The organism is Lacticaseibacillus mingshuiensis (assembly GCF_016861785.1).
GTDB classification, from domain to species: Bacteria; Bacillota; Bacilli; order Lactobacillales; family Lactobacillaceae; genus Lacticaseibacillus; species Lacticaseibacillus mingshuiensis.
In genome coordinates this window covers 142,296-157,989 of record NZ_BOLS01000003.1, presented here as the reverse complement: position 1 = coordinate 157,989, position 15,694 = coordinate 142,296, and the positions used below count along the sequence as shown (strand labels likewise).

The window sequence follows — 15,694 nt, the reverse complement described above, 5'->3', positions numbered from 1 at the left end:
GTGAAGAATGTGGCCGGTTCGTGGCGTTTCGAGTCCAATCACTTGACGAAACCGCTTTCATGGCGCATATTAATAATTGTTTGGAGGGTCTACACCAAATTTGTTTTTTAGGGGGAAATTGTTATGAGTATGTGGCGTAAAGGTTTGGCTTTGAGTGCGGCGGCTGTCTGTGCCGTCACACTGGCAGCATGCGGCAACAACAGTTCTTCAGGCAGCGGGTCTTCGTCCAAGAAGGTCGTTGTCACGATGTATCGTCCTGGCGATCCGCTGACGAACTCCACCGAAATGATGAAGATCGTCAACAAGGAGATTCAAAAGCAATATCCGAATGTCGAATTACAGATCAAGCCGATCTCTTGGGGGGATTATGGCCAAAAGTTCTCAGTAATGCTGACATCCGGTGATGGTTTTGACCTTGCGTTTGCGAACAGCTACTCCGCAAATGCGCAAAAAGGCGGCTTTGCCGATATGACTGAATTGATCAAGAAATATGCGTCCAAGGCATATGACGAGATCGACCCGGCGTATTGGAAAGGCGTGACCCTGGACGGCAAGATCTATGGTTTCCCGACCAACGCCAACGTCTTTTCACAGGAGAAGTTGGTCTTCAACGGCACGTTCACGGATAAGTACAACATCAACGTGGACAATGTTGACTCGCTGCAGACCGCGACCGACGCAATGGCCGCGTTCAAGAAGGCTGATCCAAGCATCAACCCGATGGCGATCGTGAAGGGCTACCACGCACCGACACCAGGCTGGTCCTACCCACTTTCCAACGGCTATCCATTCGTCGTTGACCAAAGCGGCAAGGACACCAAGGTTCAAAATCCTTACAACCTGGATATCATGCGCAAGAACCTGGCGACCCTGCACGAATGGTACCAAAAGGGCTATGTCCCACGGGATGCCGCAACATCGACCACACAGTACTCGCTGGCTGACGACACCTGGTTCGGCCGCATCGAGACCACCGGCCCATTCGATTATGGCGATACGGCGATCTTGAACGCCCGCGGTGGCAAGCCAGTTGTCACCAAGCAGATCTCCCAGCCGTACAAGAGCACGGCTGACGCACAAATGGCGCTGTACGTGATCTCCAAGTCTTCCAAGCACAAGAAGGAAGCGGTCGAGGTCCTCAACGCGATCAACACCAACAAGAAGATCATCAACACGATGGTCTGGGGCATTGAAGGCAAGCAGTGGGAGTTCACTGACAAGGCCAAGGGCAAGATCAAGACCCTGCCTGGCTACAAGCAAAACACCTACTACGGCGCTTGGATGACCGGTAACAACCGCAACCTCTACACGCTTGACAGTGTCACTGACAAGCAGATCGAGGAACGCGATCAAAGCATCAAGGATACCTCAGAAGCCGCTGACTTGGGCTTCATGCCGAACCTTGATAAGTACAAGACGGAACTGACCAACATCGCGAACGTCATGAGCAAGTACTCGGATATCATCAACACCGGTACCGCGGATCCTGTTCCGACGATCAACAAGATGAACGCTGAGCTGAAGACAGCTGGCTGGGATACCGTTGCCAAGGAATTGCAGAGCCAATACGACAAATTCCTCGCAGCCAAATAATCGCTGACTGGTAACAGCGAAACGAGCACGCCTCTGGATGGACCCCCAAGAGGCGTGCTTTTTGTTGCAGGATGCGGAGCGGGGCGGGAGGGGTGGGCAGCCAACTTGGCTCGGGCGCTTGAGGCGGTTTTCGCCTCGAGTGCACGAGACAGTTGGATGTTCCACCCCTGCGCGGCGAAGCTCAACTAAGCAGGATGCGGAGCGGGGCGTTCAGGTCTGAGTGGGTAGCTTGGACAGACGAGACATCCGCAAAAATCGTCGCCAGCTGTGCCAAATTTTTCTATTTCACTTTGACTGAGCGGCAGATCCGTGCAAAATAGAAGCGCAAGACGATTCGTAACTCGTTCTTAGACAGTGATGGCAAAGAAAGGAAATCGACTCATGCAGACACATTTTTTCCTATTAGCGGATACGCATCTGACAACGGATCCGGCCAATCAGGCGGCGCTGCGACGCGGCCTGGAGACGATCAGCAAGCAAGCGGACCGGCCGCTGGTGGTGATCAACGGGGATCTGACGAACACCGGGGACCCAGCGGAGTATCAGGCGTTTGCGGAGGTGCTCGGCGATTTTTCCGACCGGCTGGATTTCGCGCTGACCCTGGGCAACCATGATGTGCGCGGCCCGCGCAATTTCGAGTGGACGAACATGCAAGAGGAGGATCCGCAGCATTTTCATCAAGTAGCGGCCCCATTTTTCCTGCGGTTTCTGGCGAATGCGCCCATCCGCGAGCGGCAGGGCCTGTCATACACGCTGCGCGCCGGGTCCGCGCGACTGATCTTCCTGAATACGGAAAAAGGGTTGAAGGATGCCGTTTACTTGCCCGCGACCACTCTCAATTGGCTGGACCGGCAGCTGACAGAAGACGCCGGCCCGCACCTCGTGTTTTTGCATGAACCGCTGAATGATACGCATCGCCTGTCGGATCTATACGGTGGGACGGGCCAGCAGGATGCCCTGCTCAAGGACGTGTTGCGGCGGCACCCGGACACGTTTTTCCTCAGCGGGCACATCCACAATGCGTTTGGCGTGGCCGAGGCCATTCCGCGCGCCTATGCGACGTGCATCGACACGCCGGCGTACGGTCGCGCCAAGGCCGGCCTGCACAGCGCGGGGTGCGGCTACGAGGTGACGCTCGATGACGCGCACTTGACGCTTGCCGCCTGGGATCTTGCCAACGACCAGCGGCTGCCGGAATTCGATGTGGCCCTGCCGGCGCGGACGTTGGGCAGTGTGTGGGCCGATGCGCTGAGCCAAAAAATGCCGGATACCGCCTGGCTCGACCGCGCACTGCCGCTTTTGACAGCGACGTATTCGCAAAGTGCGCAGGACGTGGATGCCGACGAGGAGGCGCTCGAGGCGCCGCTATTTGGCGCAGCCGCCCAGACGACGATGCGCGAACTGATCGAAACGGCGCCAGGCGGAAAGCGCGAGACGCCGGCGCCGTGGTCAGCCGCCCATGATGGGGTCGTATTTGCGACACGCGATTTGTATCTCGATCAGCTGATCGAAGCGGGGAAAAAAGTGACCGCGCTGACCCCGCACACGCCGGCCGCCAAAACCGCCCGTTTTGAGGCGCTCGACCGACTCGCGCGGATGCGGGGCCAACTTGCGCGGTACAGTGATGCGGCGCTCCAGGAGGCTCTGGACGCGCTGGCGTGGGTGCTATCGACCAGTTATCCGATCGATCAGCGGCCCCAGCTTCAGCAGACCGTCAGCCAGGCTCAGACGCTCACACAAACACCGCAACTGACGCGCGCGTTGATGCCGGCCCGCCTGGCTCTTGCGGATGCGACCACCACGCCGGGGCAATTGGCGACGGTACTGAAAGACTTACTGGCAGCGATGGGGCACTAATGCGCTTTGATACGAAAGGAGCCTGTACGTGAAATTAGCGCTGCGTTTCCTGCAATTTGGCTTTGGCCTCGCCGCAGAATTTTTGATCGCGGCCAACCTGCTGGCTGCTGTCACGGAAGCCTCATATGTCGGCGCAACCGGGAAACTGACGATCGAGATCGTGCTGTTGGTCCTGTTGATGCTCAGTATCGCTGGGGGCGCCGCGCTCGCGTTTGGCCGTTACGGACACACGTTACTCATCATGGCCAGACTGGTGCTGGTCGCGGCGCTGGTGCTTTGGCTTGTATGGCCGGCGAGCACTGCACTTGCTTTATGCTGTGTCGTGGTTGCTGGCTTGATCGGGGCTGAGGGCTGGCTAGCGCGCTCCGGGAGGGCTATCTGAGACACATTGGTCATACAAAAGCCAAATTGGGCTGGCGATTCGCCAATAAATTGAACGATTGACCAAACTGGGACGCGTGACCGTCTGTAGGCGGCCTGGAACCGCGTTATGGCGCGGTTCTTGTGGCGCTTGCAATTTTGAGGCAAGCGGTTCAGATTGTTGACAAGAAACCGCTTACTATCTAAAATAAAGTAGAATTCTCGATTGCAGGTGTAGGCCTTGCTAACCTACTGCTCTCCTGTACAATTTTTCGGAGATCCACCCGGTGCGCCGGGTTCCGAGCATCATCAGCTTTTCCCGGGGCCACTTGGGCGAGGTCCGCTGACTTAGTTCAAGTGGTATAAAGCCACGACGGTCACCATTACTACTATAGTGACTAGAGGTAGCGACAGTTTCATCGCCGTTACCCGCCAAGGTGAAAAGGGTCCCGCCAGTTTGGTCGCATGCTGGCGGTCACATAGGGCACTGCAGTCACGTAATCGAATAAAGTTAAAAATGGGGCCTTTCGGGGCCTCTTTGTCGTGGCCGGCCCTGATTTTTGGGGGGCTGCGCACGGATGAACCAAATGAAATAGGCGTCTCTCACAGATCGCAGCCCATGGCGTTGCGATCCTACTGAGAGACGACTATTTTTTTTATGCCGGCCGCAGCCCTTGCACGAGCACAGCGGTTGCTTCGTCTGCCGCCCGCTCTAGGTCAAACTTATTACTCGGCATCAAGATCAGCGGCACCGCATGGCCGGCCATTACCCCGAGAAACGTCCAAAACACTTCGCTGACCGGCCACTCGACGACTTCTCCCGTCGCCTGATAGTGCTGGAAGATCGCGGTCAACGGGCCTTGTGCGACTTGTTGGAAGTCCTTGAGAAGCATATCCAGCATGGCCTGGTCATGCATCAGCTCACCGAGAAAAATTTTGGCCTCGGCCCGATTTTCCTGGGCAAATTGCAGACGGTCTTTGATCACATAATGCAAGAAGGTCCCAAAGTCTGGCGCCGCCTGGCCTTGAATGCGGGCAATGAAGTCCCCTGCGACGCGCGGGACCACTTGTCGCACGAAGGGGCGCATGACGGCCGCCAGCAACTGGTCCTTGGTCTTGAAGTGTTTATAGACGGTGCCTTCTGAAACATGGGCCGCGGCCGCGATGTCCGCAGTCGAGGTATTGTCGAATCCCTTGGCGGCAAACAATTGCAGGCTTGCCTTCAGGACCGCTTTTTGTTTGTCAGACAGATCAGTTGCGGCGACGGTTTCATCAAATAGCTTTGCTAGTTCACTCATTGTGCGTTCACTCCTTTGTCAGACTTGCCGATAACGTTTCATCGTTTGGCCGTTCAGCACCAGGAAAACGAGGGCAAAGCCAAACAAGATCAGTAGGCTCGGGCCAACCGTCGTCAGGGTCGCGCCTTTTTCGATCACCGCAGTCATGCTTTGGGCGCCATAGTACAGCGGAAAAATGTGAGCGACGACCTGGAGCCAGCCGGGCATGGTGGCGACGGGGATGATGCCGGAGAAAAAGATCTGCGGCAGGGCAACGATGGGGATGAACTGAATCATTTGGAATTCTGAGTCGGCAAAAGTCGAAATGAAGAGCCCCATTGTCAGCGCGACCGCCGCCATTAACAAATTGATCAGCAGAACCAGCCACAGACTCCCGATGATCTGCACTTTGAACACCCCAATTGTGTACAGCACGATCAAAAGCGTTTGGACCACTGCGAATAGGCCATAGCCGGCCAGGTATCCGGCGATGATCTCGCCGCGTCGCACCGGCGTTGCCAACAGGCGATACAAGGTGCCAGTCGTGCGCTCGCGAAGCAGTGCGATGCCGGAGATCAGGAAGACAAAGAAGAACACAATGAAGCCCAGCAGAATTGGCAGGAGCGTTTCAAAATAGGTCGCGTCTGCGCCGCCATAGAGGTAATGCGTTTTGATCGTGACAGCCTTTTCGGTGGTCGCCGGTTGCGAGGCGCCTTTGATACCAGCCTGGCCCGTTGCCTTGGCGAGGGCTATTTGAAGTTGCTTGAGGGCAGCTGCCTGGGTCTTGATCGTCGCGGCCGCTGTCTGCATTTTCAGCTTGACCTGCGCCTGTTGGAGACTCTGCTTGATGATGGTGCTTTGGCTCTGGTCACTGTTGGCCAAGGTCAACGTGAGCTTGTCGCCATTTTGCACCAGCATGCCTGCCGCATCCCGTCGACGAATCTGCGTCTTCGCGGTACTTGATGCACGCGTGGCCTTTATCTCGAGGTGATCGTTTTTCAGCGCCGTGATCAGTGACTGATCGACATTTTTCACCAGCAAGGTCGCGGTCTGCGTGCCGTTTCCCTGGAAGAGAAAATAGACCAGCGTCAAGATCAAAAGGGGGCCGAGGAACATCAGCGCGAGCGTTCGTTTGTCCCGAAGCATCTCGGTGAAAATACGGTGAATCATGCCTTTAACGCGCATCCTGATCCCTCCCTGCCTGCAAAAAGACTTGTTCGATCGAGTCGACATGGTATTGCGCCGTCAAAGCGGCCGGCGTGCCTTGGGCGATCGCGGCGCCTTGCCGGATCATCATCACCTGATCAGCTTCTTCGGCGTCTTCCATCACGTGAGTTGTTAATAAAATCGTGATGCCGCGCTTAGCCATGCGGTGCAGCTCCGCCCAGATCTGTTGGCGAAGCTCCGGGTCGATGCCAACAGTCGGCTCATCGAGAATCAGTAAGGGTGGATCAGCCAACAGCGCGATGGCCAAGGACAACCGTCGCCGCATTCCGCCTGAATAATCTTTGAGCGGCTTGTCCAGATCACCTTGAAGATCTACGACTGCGGCCGCGCGGGGGATGCGCTGCTTCAATTCGATCTTCAACACGCCTTGCATCGTGCCGAAAAAGGCGAGATTCTCGCGGCCAGTCAGCTCGTCATATAAGGCGTCAGTCTGTGCCATGTACCCGATCTTTGCCAAAAGTGCGCGATCGGGCATCGGCGTGTCCAAGACCTCGACTGTGCCTGATTTTGGCCGCAGCATGCCCATGATCGCGCTGACCAGGGTCGTCTTGCCCGCCCCGCTTGGACCGATCAAGGCGAGAATCTGCCCGGGCGCCACTTGCAGCGAAATGTCATGAAGTACGATCGTCTTGCCATAGCCTTGCGTGAGATGCGACACGTTGATCACAGTTGCCATGGACGTTGCCTCCTTCATGCGGCGAGCAGGCGCTCACCGCGTTGAAAATAATAAGATGCGCTCAGATTTGACGGTTAAGCCGCGTGGGTGAGCGTTCACTCACTTATTATAGCCACCGACAGCGAGTATGCAACCTCAAATGATGCGGCGCGCAAACCGCTTCGCAGCACCAGCGTTTTCGTGTCATTGCTGGACATGACAGGGACTTCGAAAATAGGGCATGACTTGCGACCTATTCTTGGGCGCTTGTTATAGGCACTTAGCTCCACTTTTTCCACAATTAGACAACGCTTCCACCGAGCGTGCTGTGGGTGTGCTATAGTCAGCCCGAACAGGAAACAAATCGACTTATCGGAGGGCAGCATGCAACTGTTATGGCAAAAGTTTCCGGCGCGTGAGCTCGATCTTGCCCCACAGGAATGCGGCTGGCAGCGGTGCACGCCACTGGATCGCTATGCGTATCGCATTCAGTGCGATCACATCATTCATTTTGTGTTACGGGGTCGCGGCTATCTCAAGGTGGCGGGGCAGACACATGAGCTCCGCGCCGGCCAATGTTTTTTGCTAAAAAGTGGCACAGAGGTCAGCTACTGGCCGGCCTTTGATGAGCCTTGGGAGTATTGCTGGCTGGGGTTTGGCGGGCAATTGGCGGGGCGCTACCTGGATTCAGTGTTACCGGCGGGGTGGTGGCTCGGCGAGATGCCCCAAGCGGCGGGAAAACTGTTGGTGGCATTCAATGAACAGCGGATGCCCGCGGCTGGTCAGTCAGATGATAGTCTGCGGCGGCTGCGGGATCTCACGGCATTTTTCTCGGCATTTTGCGAGGCAGAGGGGTTGACGGAGCCTGAACAGCCGCCGCATCCGCAGCTGGTGATGCGGGCGTTGACCTATCTGAATGCCTCGTTTGAGCAACCGATCACGGTGCAGGATGTGGCGGATGAGGTCCATATCACGCGGAGTTATCTCTACAAATTGTTCATGAAGGAGCTGCGCTTGTCTCCGCAACAATATCTTCAGCGATTGCGCCTCGGGCATGCCCAACAGCTCCTTGAGACCACCCAGTTGTCGATCGAAACGGTCGCCAGCCGATCGGGGTACCGAGATGCGCTGCATTTCACGAAACAATTCAAGGCCCATTACCAACTCGCGCCACGGGACTATCGAAAACAGGGTGCAAAGCGGGGCGTTTAGGTCTGAACAGATAGTTCGGCCTAGACGCATGCTGGCGCACTTGGCCAGCAAGTGGCTGGGCCGACTATCTGTCTCAGGCCTGCCGCGCGGCGCCCAGCTAAACAGGGTGCAAAGCGGGGCGTTTAGGTCTGAACAGATAGTTCGGCCTAGACGCATGCTGGCGCACTTGGCCAGCGAGTGGCTGGGCCGATTATCTGTCTCAGACCTGGCCCGCGGCGCCCAACTCAACAGGGTGCAAAGCGGGGCGGATAGGGCTGACAGCTCATTCGGTCGTGCCGAAAACTAGGCAAAAAGGTGACCGCCCGTTTATGACCGCACCCGGCAGGCAACATAATGCCTGATATGGGCGTGTTTTACAGATGGAAGCGGTCTCGAGCGCCCGCTATACTGATGGGGATCGACTAGCGCAGATAGCTCAGGAGGTAGTGAAGATGACGATTTTGAATTTGGCAGAAGATCCAACCACGTTGACGGTGAATACTTGCCCACCGCGTGCCTATTACATTCCATATGAGTCGGCGGAAACGGCCTCGACCGGCGATCGCACCGCGTCAGCCCAGGTCACCTTGCTCGATGGCCAGTGGGCGTTTGGCTATTTTCCAAATGCCGCCGTGCTTCCGGCCACCTTCTGGGAAAATGGCGACGCGCTTCTCACGGCCACGGCGCCGGTGCCAAGCGACTGGCAGAATCAGGGCTACGATCGGCATCAGTACACAAATGTGAATTATCCGATTCCTTATGATCCGCCATTTGTCCCGGACGAAAACCCGATCGGTGTGTATGAGCGCCAGTTTACGTACACACCAACTGCGGGGCATCGCACCTATTTGAACGTCGAAGGCAAGGACAGCTGTCTGTATGTCTTCGTCAATCATCAGTTCGTTGGCTACGACACGGTCTCCCATGCCAACAGTGAGTTTGATCTGACCGATCATCTGGTGGACGGAACTAACCTGCTCACCATCGCGGTGTTGAAATGGTCCGTTGGTACGTATTTTGAGGATCAGGACAAGTTCCGCGTGAGTGGGCTGTTCCGATCGATCTATCTGCTGACCCGGCCGGAGACGCATCTGGGTGATCTCGACTGGACGATCACAACGGATCCCTCGACACAAACGGGCCGGTTGGTCATGACGCGCTTTGAGTTTGCCGGGCCGGCTTCGTATCAGCTCACGGATGATCACGACCAGGTGGTGGCGGCGGGGCCGCTTGATGCCAGCACTCAAATTGAGGTGACTGGCTGCCGGTTTTGGAATGCGGAAGACCCGGTGTTGTATCACCTGACGATCACGGCGGGTGCGGAAGTGATTCCGTTTGCAGTCGGTTTTCGCCAGTGGGTCCATCAAGACGGCCAATTTGTACTTAATGGCACGCCGGTCAAGCTCTATGGCGTCAATTATCATGACAGCGATCCGCGGCTAGGGGCGGCGATCGGTGAAAACGAAATGCGCCGCGATTTGCAGTTGATGAAGGCCCATCATGTCAACGCGATTCGTACCTCACATTATCCGAAGGCGCCACGGTTCTATGAGCTTTGCGATGAAATGGGCTTTTATGTGCTGAGCGAGGCGGATATTGAGACTCATGGCACGGGCGCGTTGGTCGGCGCAGGCGCAGATGGCGATAAGCTCGCCGACGATTCCACGTATCAGCCGATTTTTGTCGACCGCGTGAAACGCATGGTCAAAGCGGATCACTTGTTTACGTCGATCTTTGGCTGGTCGATGGGCAACGAGTCCGGTTGGGGGCAGAATTTTGCCGCCGCCCTTGACTGGACGAAGCAAGCGGACCCGAGCCGCATCCGCCACTACGAACAATTTTCCAGCCGGTTTGAAAAGGATCCAGCGCAGACGTTGCCGCTGGTGGATTGCTACAGCCGGATGTATCTGAGCCCCGAAGACTGCGAGGCCTTCTTGAAGGAACACCCGAAGATTCCGCTGCTTCAATGCGAATATGCGCATGCGATGGGCAATGGCCCGGGCGGCGTCAAACACTACGATGAGTTGATGCAGCAATATGACAATTTCGTCGGGGCCTTCGTGTGGGAATGGTGCGATCACGCCATGCTGATGAATCCTGAGGCAGTCGATGAGGCGCCAGTCTATGGGTACGGCGGTGAGTTTGGCGACGAGCCGAATGACGGCAATTTCTGCATGGATGGGTTGGTCTATCCCGACCGTACGCCGCACACCGGGCTGAAAGAATATCAGGCGGTCCATTTGCCGGTGCAACTGACGGCTTGGCAAAATGACCAACTGACTGCGTTCAACCGGCTTGCGTTCACAACGGCGGCTGCGCGCTATTGTGGCTTTGCGCGGGTGACCACTGATGGCGTCGCCGGTGCGTGGCAGGTGGTCAACTTGGCAGGCTTGGCGCCGCTAACGGCTGCGACATACGAGTTGCCGGTCCAGATTCCCGCCGGTGTGCCGGTCACGCTGGAATGGGCGCTTGGCGCACCAGACGCGACAACGCCAAATGAAGCACTAGGTTTGCAGCAGATCATCTTGCGGGATGCGGCTCCGACGCTTTCGGCGGCGCCGGCTTCGACTGGCAAGCTGACCGTCAGCGAAACGCCACTTGCGATCACGGTCAGCGGCCCGAATTTTGCCTATCGCTTTGATCGGCATTTCGGCACGCCGACTTCGTTGGTGCGCTACGGCCGTGAAACATTGGCCGGGCCGAGCCACTGGACGATCTGGCGGGCGCCGACGGACAATGATCGCAATATCAAAAACGAGTGGCAGGACAACGGCTTTGACCGCGTCGTGTTCAAAGGTGACGCGTTGACTGCCAACACGCGCGATGGCCAGGTGACCGTCACCGCGATCGTTGGGCTGACCGCGGTGTCCAAGCAGCGAATCGCGACGGTCGAAACCGAGTGGACGATCGATGCGGCCGGCACGCTCGGGGCAACGGTGCATGTGGCCCGCAATGGCGAAATGGCAGAGTGGCCGCGGTTTGGGCTGGTGATGCCGCTGGGCGGCGGGGCCAAGCCGGTGCACTATTTTGGCAAAGGCCCGCGCGAAAGTTATATCGACAAGCAGGAAGGCAGCGTGTTGGGCTGGTTTGAGACCGATGCCCAGCAAAATTATGAGCCGTATGTCCGCCCTCAGGAAAATGGCAGTCACATTCATACCTGGTGCGTCCAGATCGAGCTTGGCACGGAGGTGATGACGGCGGAATTCGCACAGCCATCCTCATTCAGCGTGTTGCCGTACACGGCGGAAACCCTGACTCGGGCGGAAAACCGGCGCGACCTGCCTGTTTCGGATCAAACGGTTCTCACCCTTGATTTTGCCCAGGCCGGCATCGGTTCAAACAGCTGTGGCCCGTGGCTTCCGGCACAGTATCGACTGACGCCGGAAACCATCGATTGGCAATGGACGCTGCGCTTTGAGGCGGCCGGACAATGATCGGCGGCCAAGGCGCGCGGGGCGGCATTGCGTTGAGATAGACAAAAACGGCGAGGGCCGCATGGACCGTCGCCGTTTTTCGTTGGCCTTTAACATTTGCCTGCTTCAATTGAGCTGGGCGAGCGCATCCGCGAGCTGGCGGCCGATCAGGCGATGGCCCCAATCGGTCGGGTGAAACAAGAAACCGGTCTGCGCCACGTCATCGGCGAAAAATCGTGTGACGTCCGCCTTGACGTCCAGCGCCCATAAGTCACACACCGGCCGGTCGAATTCCCGCCCCAGGGCTAGGATTCGCTCACGATAGGCGCCGGCGCTCCAACCTTTTTCCCGTTTATAAACGGGATATGGGGCTACCAGCAAGACGGGCATGCTTGGGTGCGTCTGTGCGAGCTGGGTGAGGCAGTGTCTGGTGGCGCCGGTAAAGGTCTCGGGCGCCAGCGTGCTTGGCGAGCCGATCTGGCTGAGCGCCTCCTTGTTGAAGTTGTTGATGCCGCCGAACAGCACCAGCACGTCCCCAGGGCGAAAGGCAAAAGTGGCCACACGCTGGACGATCTGCTGGAGCGTTTCGCCGGAGACACCTTCATTGCGGACGGGCACGCCGAATGTCGCCCGCAACACCTGTTGGTAGCCGACACAGTGCTGCCCCGGGGTATGCGTGGTGGCTAAATAGCGCTGGCGATCGTACCACGTCACCGAATCGCCGAATGTGATCAGTCGTTTCATTTTAAGTCCTCCTGTGGCCATGATACGAGGCCAGAAGGAAAACACAATGGCGACGTAGCTCGTGAATATGGACTTTTGACGCGACTATGCGTAAAGGAGAAACAAATGGCCCTTTTTGAACCAGAGACAAATGGCATCGCCACCTACCGGATTCCAAATTTGCTGACCACGGCGGCCGGCACGGTGCTGGCGTTTGCGGATGGGCGCGTGGCGTCCTCAAATGACAGTCCCAATGAGATTCATTGTGTGCTGCGGCGTAGCACGGATGGCGGCGCGACGTTTGGCCCGATGCAAACGGTCGTCGCCTATCCTGGACGCGGATTGAATGGCGCCTCGGCGATCGACTCGAGCAGCCTGCAGGATCCTGCCACTGGGCGCATCTGGGTCCTGTTTTCCCATTCGCCCAGTGGTGTCGGGCTGTTCAATTCCGTCGTCGGGACGGGGTTTGGCCCGTTTGGCCGGCGACTGAGCGACGAAGCCGGCCACTTGTTTTCAGTCGACGGGGCAGGGGTCGTGCGCGATGCAGCCGGGACGCCGACTGGCCAGCAGGCGGACGGGACGATGATCGATGGGCATCACTGGTATCACGCCCGCGACAACGCGCAGGACTTGATGGAACAGCCCACTGTGTTTTTGCAGACGGTCTTCAGTGATGATGACGGCGTGACTTGGTCGGCGCCCATTGATCTCAATCCGCAGGTCAAACAGCCCTGGATGTCTTTTCTCGGGGCGGGGCCAGGCATCGGAACGGTGATCGAGGCCGGTGCGCATCAAGGTCGCCTGCTGTTTCCGGTGTATTTTGCCAATGCGGCGCACTTCATGTCGGCGGCGCTGATCTATAGCGATGACCATGGCGCGACCTGGCAGCTGGGTGAAACGCCGAATGCGGGCCGCGTGGTAGCTGGCCAGGCGATCGACCCGGCGACAAGTGATGTGGGCGCGGCCAACTTGACCGAGGCGCAGGCCGTCGTGGCGCAAGATGGGACCGTTCAGCTGTTCATGCGCAATCATCTGCCGGCGCCGTATGCGCTGGTGGCGACAAGCCGCGATGGCGGGGCTCATTTTGGCGCACTGCGCCCCGTCACCGGGTTCCACACACCGATCAATCAGGCGAGTTATCTCTATGATCGGGGCAAAACAGTTCTGTTGGCGAGTCATGCGGAGAGCGCCACCGAAACACGGCAAAATGGGCAGATTCACCTCTCCCGCGACGGCGGCCAGACCTGGTCGCAAGTTCTGCAAGTCGAACCGCCCACGATGGGGTTTGGCTATTCTTGCCTGACGCAGCTGGATGATCAGCGGTTTGCGGTGCTGTACGAGCGCATTGCCGATCAAACTGATTGGGCGCATATGCGCTTATGTTTGAAAATTTTTACGTTAGCGGATTTTTCACAAATGGAGGAAACAAATGACTGAGCCAATGTGGCAACTGAATGCAGAAACGCGCTTGAGCGGGGCGGAGACACCGGCGATCGCAGACCTGGTCGCGATCGTTGCCGATGAATTAGCGACAAGCGGCTGGGGCCTGACGCTGCCGGCATCGGGCGGGACAGGCAAGCAGGTCTTGCGGCTGGCGCTGGCTGACGACATGGCCAGTGGGGATGGATTCGCGATCGAAGCGACTGAAGCATGCCTGACCATTTCGGCTGCGACCACGCGGGGTTTGCTGTACGGCTTGCGGACTGTGATTGCGCGCCTGCATGTGGCCGGCGGTTGGCCGCTGGGCAGTGTGCATGAACAGCCTGCATTAGGCGAGCGCCGGCTATTTGTCGATGCCGGCCGCAAATATTTTTCCAAGGCTTGGTTCATGGACCTCATTCACTGGCTCTCATACCTGCGCATCAATACCTTGCAGTTCCATTTTTCGGAAAATCGTGGGTTTCGGATCGACTGTGATACGGACCCGGCGATCGTGTCGACGCATCATCTGAGCAAGGCGTATGTTCGCGAGATCTTGGCCGAGGCGCGGCGGTATCAGGTCGATGTGATTCCGTCTTTTGATACGCCAGGGCACGTTGAACATATTTTGAAGGTGCATCCGGAGTTTGGCCAGCGCGGGGTGGATGGCACCCGTTCGACGACTGGATTGGATATTACCGACCCGGCAGCCAAGGCGTACTTCCGCAGCCTGTATGAGGAGTATTTTACCCTGTTTGCCGGGTGTCATGACTTTCACATTGGCGGCGATGAATACATGGAACTGGACCGCGAGCCGTTTTTGACCACTTACCAGCCGGTGTTGGACGCCTATGCCAAGGCCCGGTATGGCAAGGAGGCGACGTTCAAAGACGCACTGGCCGGTTATGTCGCCGATCTCGCGGACTTGGCTGAAGAACACGGCTTCCACGCGCGCGTCTGGAATGACGGCCTGTATTATAGCGAAAATGGGGAGCAGGGTGCCCCTCAGCGGATCCAGATCGATCCGGCGCTTGGCATCGACTACTGGTGTCCGATGAATTGGAACAAGGCGGTGGCCGAATTGCCGGTCTTTCTGGCACGTGGCCAGCGCCGGCTATTCAACGTCAATTCGACGTTCTTCTATTATGTCCTGCGCACCGAGATGCCGGAAGACGGGCGCGCTCAGCACAGTTTCGACGTCCCAGATCAAGACCGAAACATCTACGAGAATTGGCGTCCGGGGCTGTTCGCCGGCACCGAGCTGCCAGACGACGACCCGCGCATCTGCGGGGCGGCCATGGCAATCTGGTGCGATGAACCTGATCTGACGGATGAAAAGACGATCAGGCGGGAGATCAGCTCGGCGCTTCAGGCGTTTGCGGCAAAAACATGGACACCGGCGATCAACGAGGCGCGTTCGTGGACTGAGCAACAGCGGTTGATGGCGGCATTGAAGCCACTGGCAGGGCAAGACTGACCAAGTGTCGCGGTGAGGACCCGGTCGCAAAAAAGAAGCATCGAGACGCCAAAGTGTCGGGCGGCTCGATGCTTTTTTTGCACAAAAATAGCGGCTGTGCAACGCACTGCCGCCTAGGCGTTAGAGAAAGTCTTTAGAGGATGCTACGCCTTCAAGCGGATGGGGAGGTCCCCTTGAAGACATGATTACTATCTCATCGCAGCGCCTCTGCCTCAATAGCCAAAATCAATAAAAGTCTACACAAATTAAAGGTAAGATTGCCCCTTGACATTTTTAATAAAACGGTTACATAAATGGCGAATAGATGAGAAATGCCGGTGAGACGGCAATGTGACTTCGGGTGCCAACACAAGCGGGAGGCTGTGGTCGACTAAAAATCTGTACAAAAAAAGTGAGCCCCTTCGACCTTCTGAACGCTTGCGCGCCGATCGTCCTGACTCACAGTATGGTTTGGCACCATGCCCTGTATTATGACGGGTCATGGCGCAGTTGTCAAATGAGA

11 protein-coding genes are annotated in these 15,694 nt (G+C 57.4%); 7 read left to right on the top strand and 4 right to left on the bottom strand.

The genetic code is table 11. From position 1 onward, the window contains the following. The first annotated feature begins 123 nt into the window (after nucleotides 1-123). The 3 genes from JUE67_RS03275 to JUE67_RS03265 all read left to right on the top strand — a co-directional run bounded on the left by JUE67_RS03275 (nucleotide 124) and on the right by JUE67_RS03265 (nucleotide 3,832). A complete protein-coding gene (locus JUE67_RS03275) occupies nucleotides 124-1,593 on the top strand; it encodes an ABC transporter substrate-binding protein (protein ID WP_203628450.1) in 1,470 nt (489 codons plus the stop codon). Between the two features lie 381 nt (nucleotides 1,594-1,974). Continuing rightward, nucleotides 1,975-3,450 (top strand): metallophosphoesterase family protein, encoded by a 1,476-nt coding sequence (locus JUE67_RS03270; protein WP_203628449.1) that lies wholly within the window; start codon nucleotides 1,975-1,977, stop codon nucleotides 3,448-3,450. A 28-nt stretch (nucleotides 3,451-3,478) separates the two neighbouring features. Continuing rightward, a complete protein-coding gene (locus JUE67_RS03265) occupies nucleotides 3,479-3,832 on the top strand; it encodes a hypothetical protein (RefSeq protein ID WP_203628448.1) in 354 nt (117 codons plus the stop codon). 634 nt (nucleotides 3,833-4,466) lie between these two features. Here JUE67_RS03265 and JUE67_RS03260 read toward each other — a convergent pair. Genes JUE67_RS03260 through JUE67_RS03250 form a run of 3 tightly spaced genes read right to left on the bottom strand, consistent with a single transcriptional unit; the run spans nucleotide 4,467 to nucleotide 6,990 of the window. After that, nucleotides 4,467-5,108, bottom strand: a complete 642-nt coding sequence (locus tag JUE67_RS03260) for a TetR/AcrR family transcriptional regulator (RefSeq protein ID WP_203636969.1) — start codon at nucleotides 5,106-5,108, stop codon at nucleotides 4,467-4,469. Between the two features lie 18 nt (nucleotides 5,109-5,126). After that, nucleotides 5,127-6,272: an ABC transporter permease gene (locus tag JUE67_RS03255; RefSeq protein ID WP_203626087.1), complete on the bottom strand. Its 1,146-nt coding sequence runs from the start codon at nucleotides 6,270-6,272 to the stop codon at nucleotides 5,127-5,129. Continuing rightward, on the bottom strand, nucleotides 6,262-6,990 hold the full coding sequence (locus JUE67_RS03250) for an ABC transporter ATP-binding protein (protein ID WP_203626088.1): 729 nt from the start codon (nucleotides 6,988-6,990) through the stop codon (nucleotides 6,262-6,264). Before JUE67_RS03250 ends, JUE67_RS03255 begins: the two co-directional genes overlap by 11 nt. Before the next feature lie 363 nt (nucleotides 6,991-7,353). On the opposite strand from JUE67_RS03250, the gene JUE67_RS03245 reads away from it, so the two are divergent. Then, nucleotides 7,354-8,181: an AraC family transcriptional regulator gene (locus JUE67_RS03245; RefSeq protein ID WP_203626089.1), complete on the top strand. Its 828-nt coding sequence runs from the start codon at nucleotides 7,354-7,356 to the stop codon at nucleotides 8,179-8,181. A gap of 431 nt (nucleotides 8,182-8,612) precedes the next feature. Beyond that, nucleotides 8,613-11,594 carry a glycoside hydrolase family 2 TIM barrel-domain containing protein gene (locus JUE67_RS03240; protein ID WP_203626090.1) on the top strand — a complete coding sequence of 994 codons (2,982 nt, stop codon included), beginning with the start codon at nucleotides 8,613-8,615 and terminating at the stop codon, nucleotides 11,592-11,594. Between the two features lie 105 nt (nucleotides 11,595-11,699). On the opposite strand, the gene JUE67_RS03235 is transcribed toward JUE67_RS03240, so the two are convergent. Continuing rightward, nucleotides 11,700-12,317 (bottom strand): SGNH/GDSL hydrolase family protein, encoded by a 618-nt coding sequence (locus JUE67_RS03235; protein WP_203626091.1) that lies wholly within the window; start codon nucleotides 12,315-12,317, stop codon nucleotides 11,700-11,702. Nucleotides 12,318-12,422: 105 nt separating this feature from the next. Here JUE67_RS03235 and JUE67_RS03230 point away from each other — a divergent pair, with 105 nt between their 5' ends. Together JUE67_RS03230 and JUE67_RS03225 are read left to right on the top strand one after the other, a co-directional pair. Beyond that, nucleotides 12,423-13,733, top strand: a complete 1,311-nt coding sequence (locus JUE67_RS03230; RefSeq protein WP_203626092.1) for a sialidase family protein — start codon at nucleotides 12,423-12,425, stop codon at nucleotides 13,731-13,733. Then, nucleotides 13,726-15,192 (top strand): family 20 glycosylhydrolase, encoded by a 1,467-nt coding sequence (locus JUE67_RS03225; protein ID WP_203626093.1) that lies wholly within the window; start codon nucleotides 13,726-13,728, stop codon nucleotides 15,190-15,192. Before JUE67_RS03230 ends, JUE67_RS03225 begins: the two co-directional genes overlap by 8 nt. Nucleotides 15,193-15,694 lie beyond the last annotated feature (502 nt).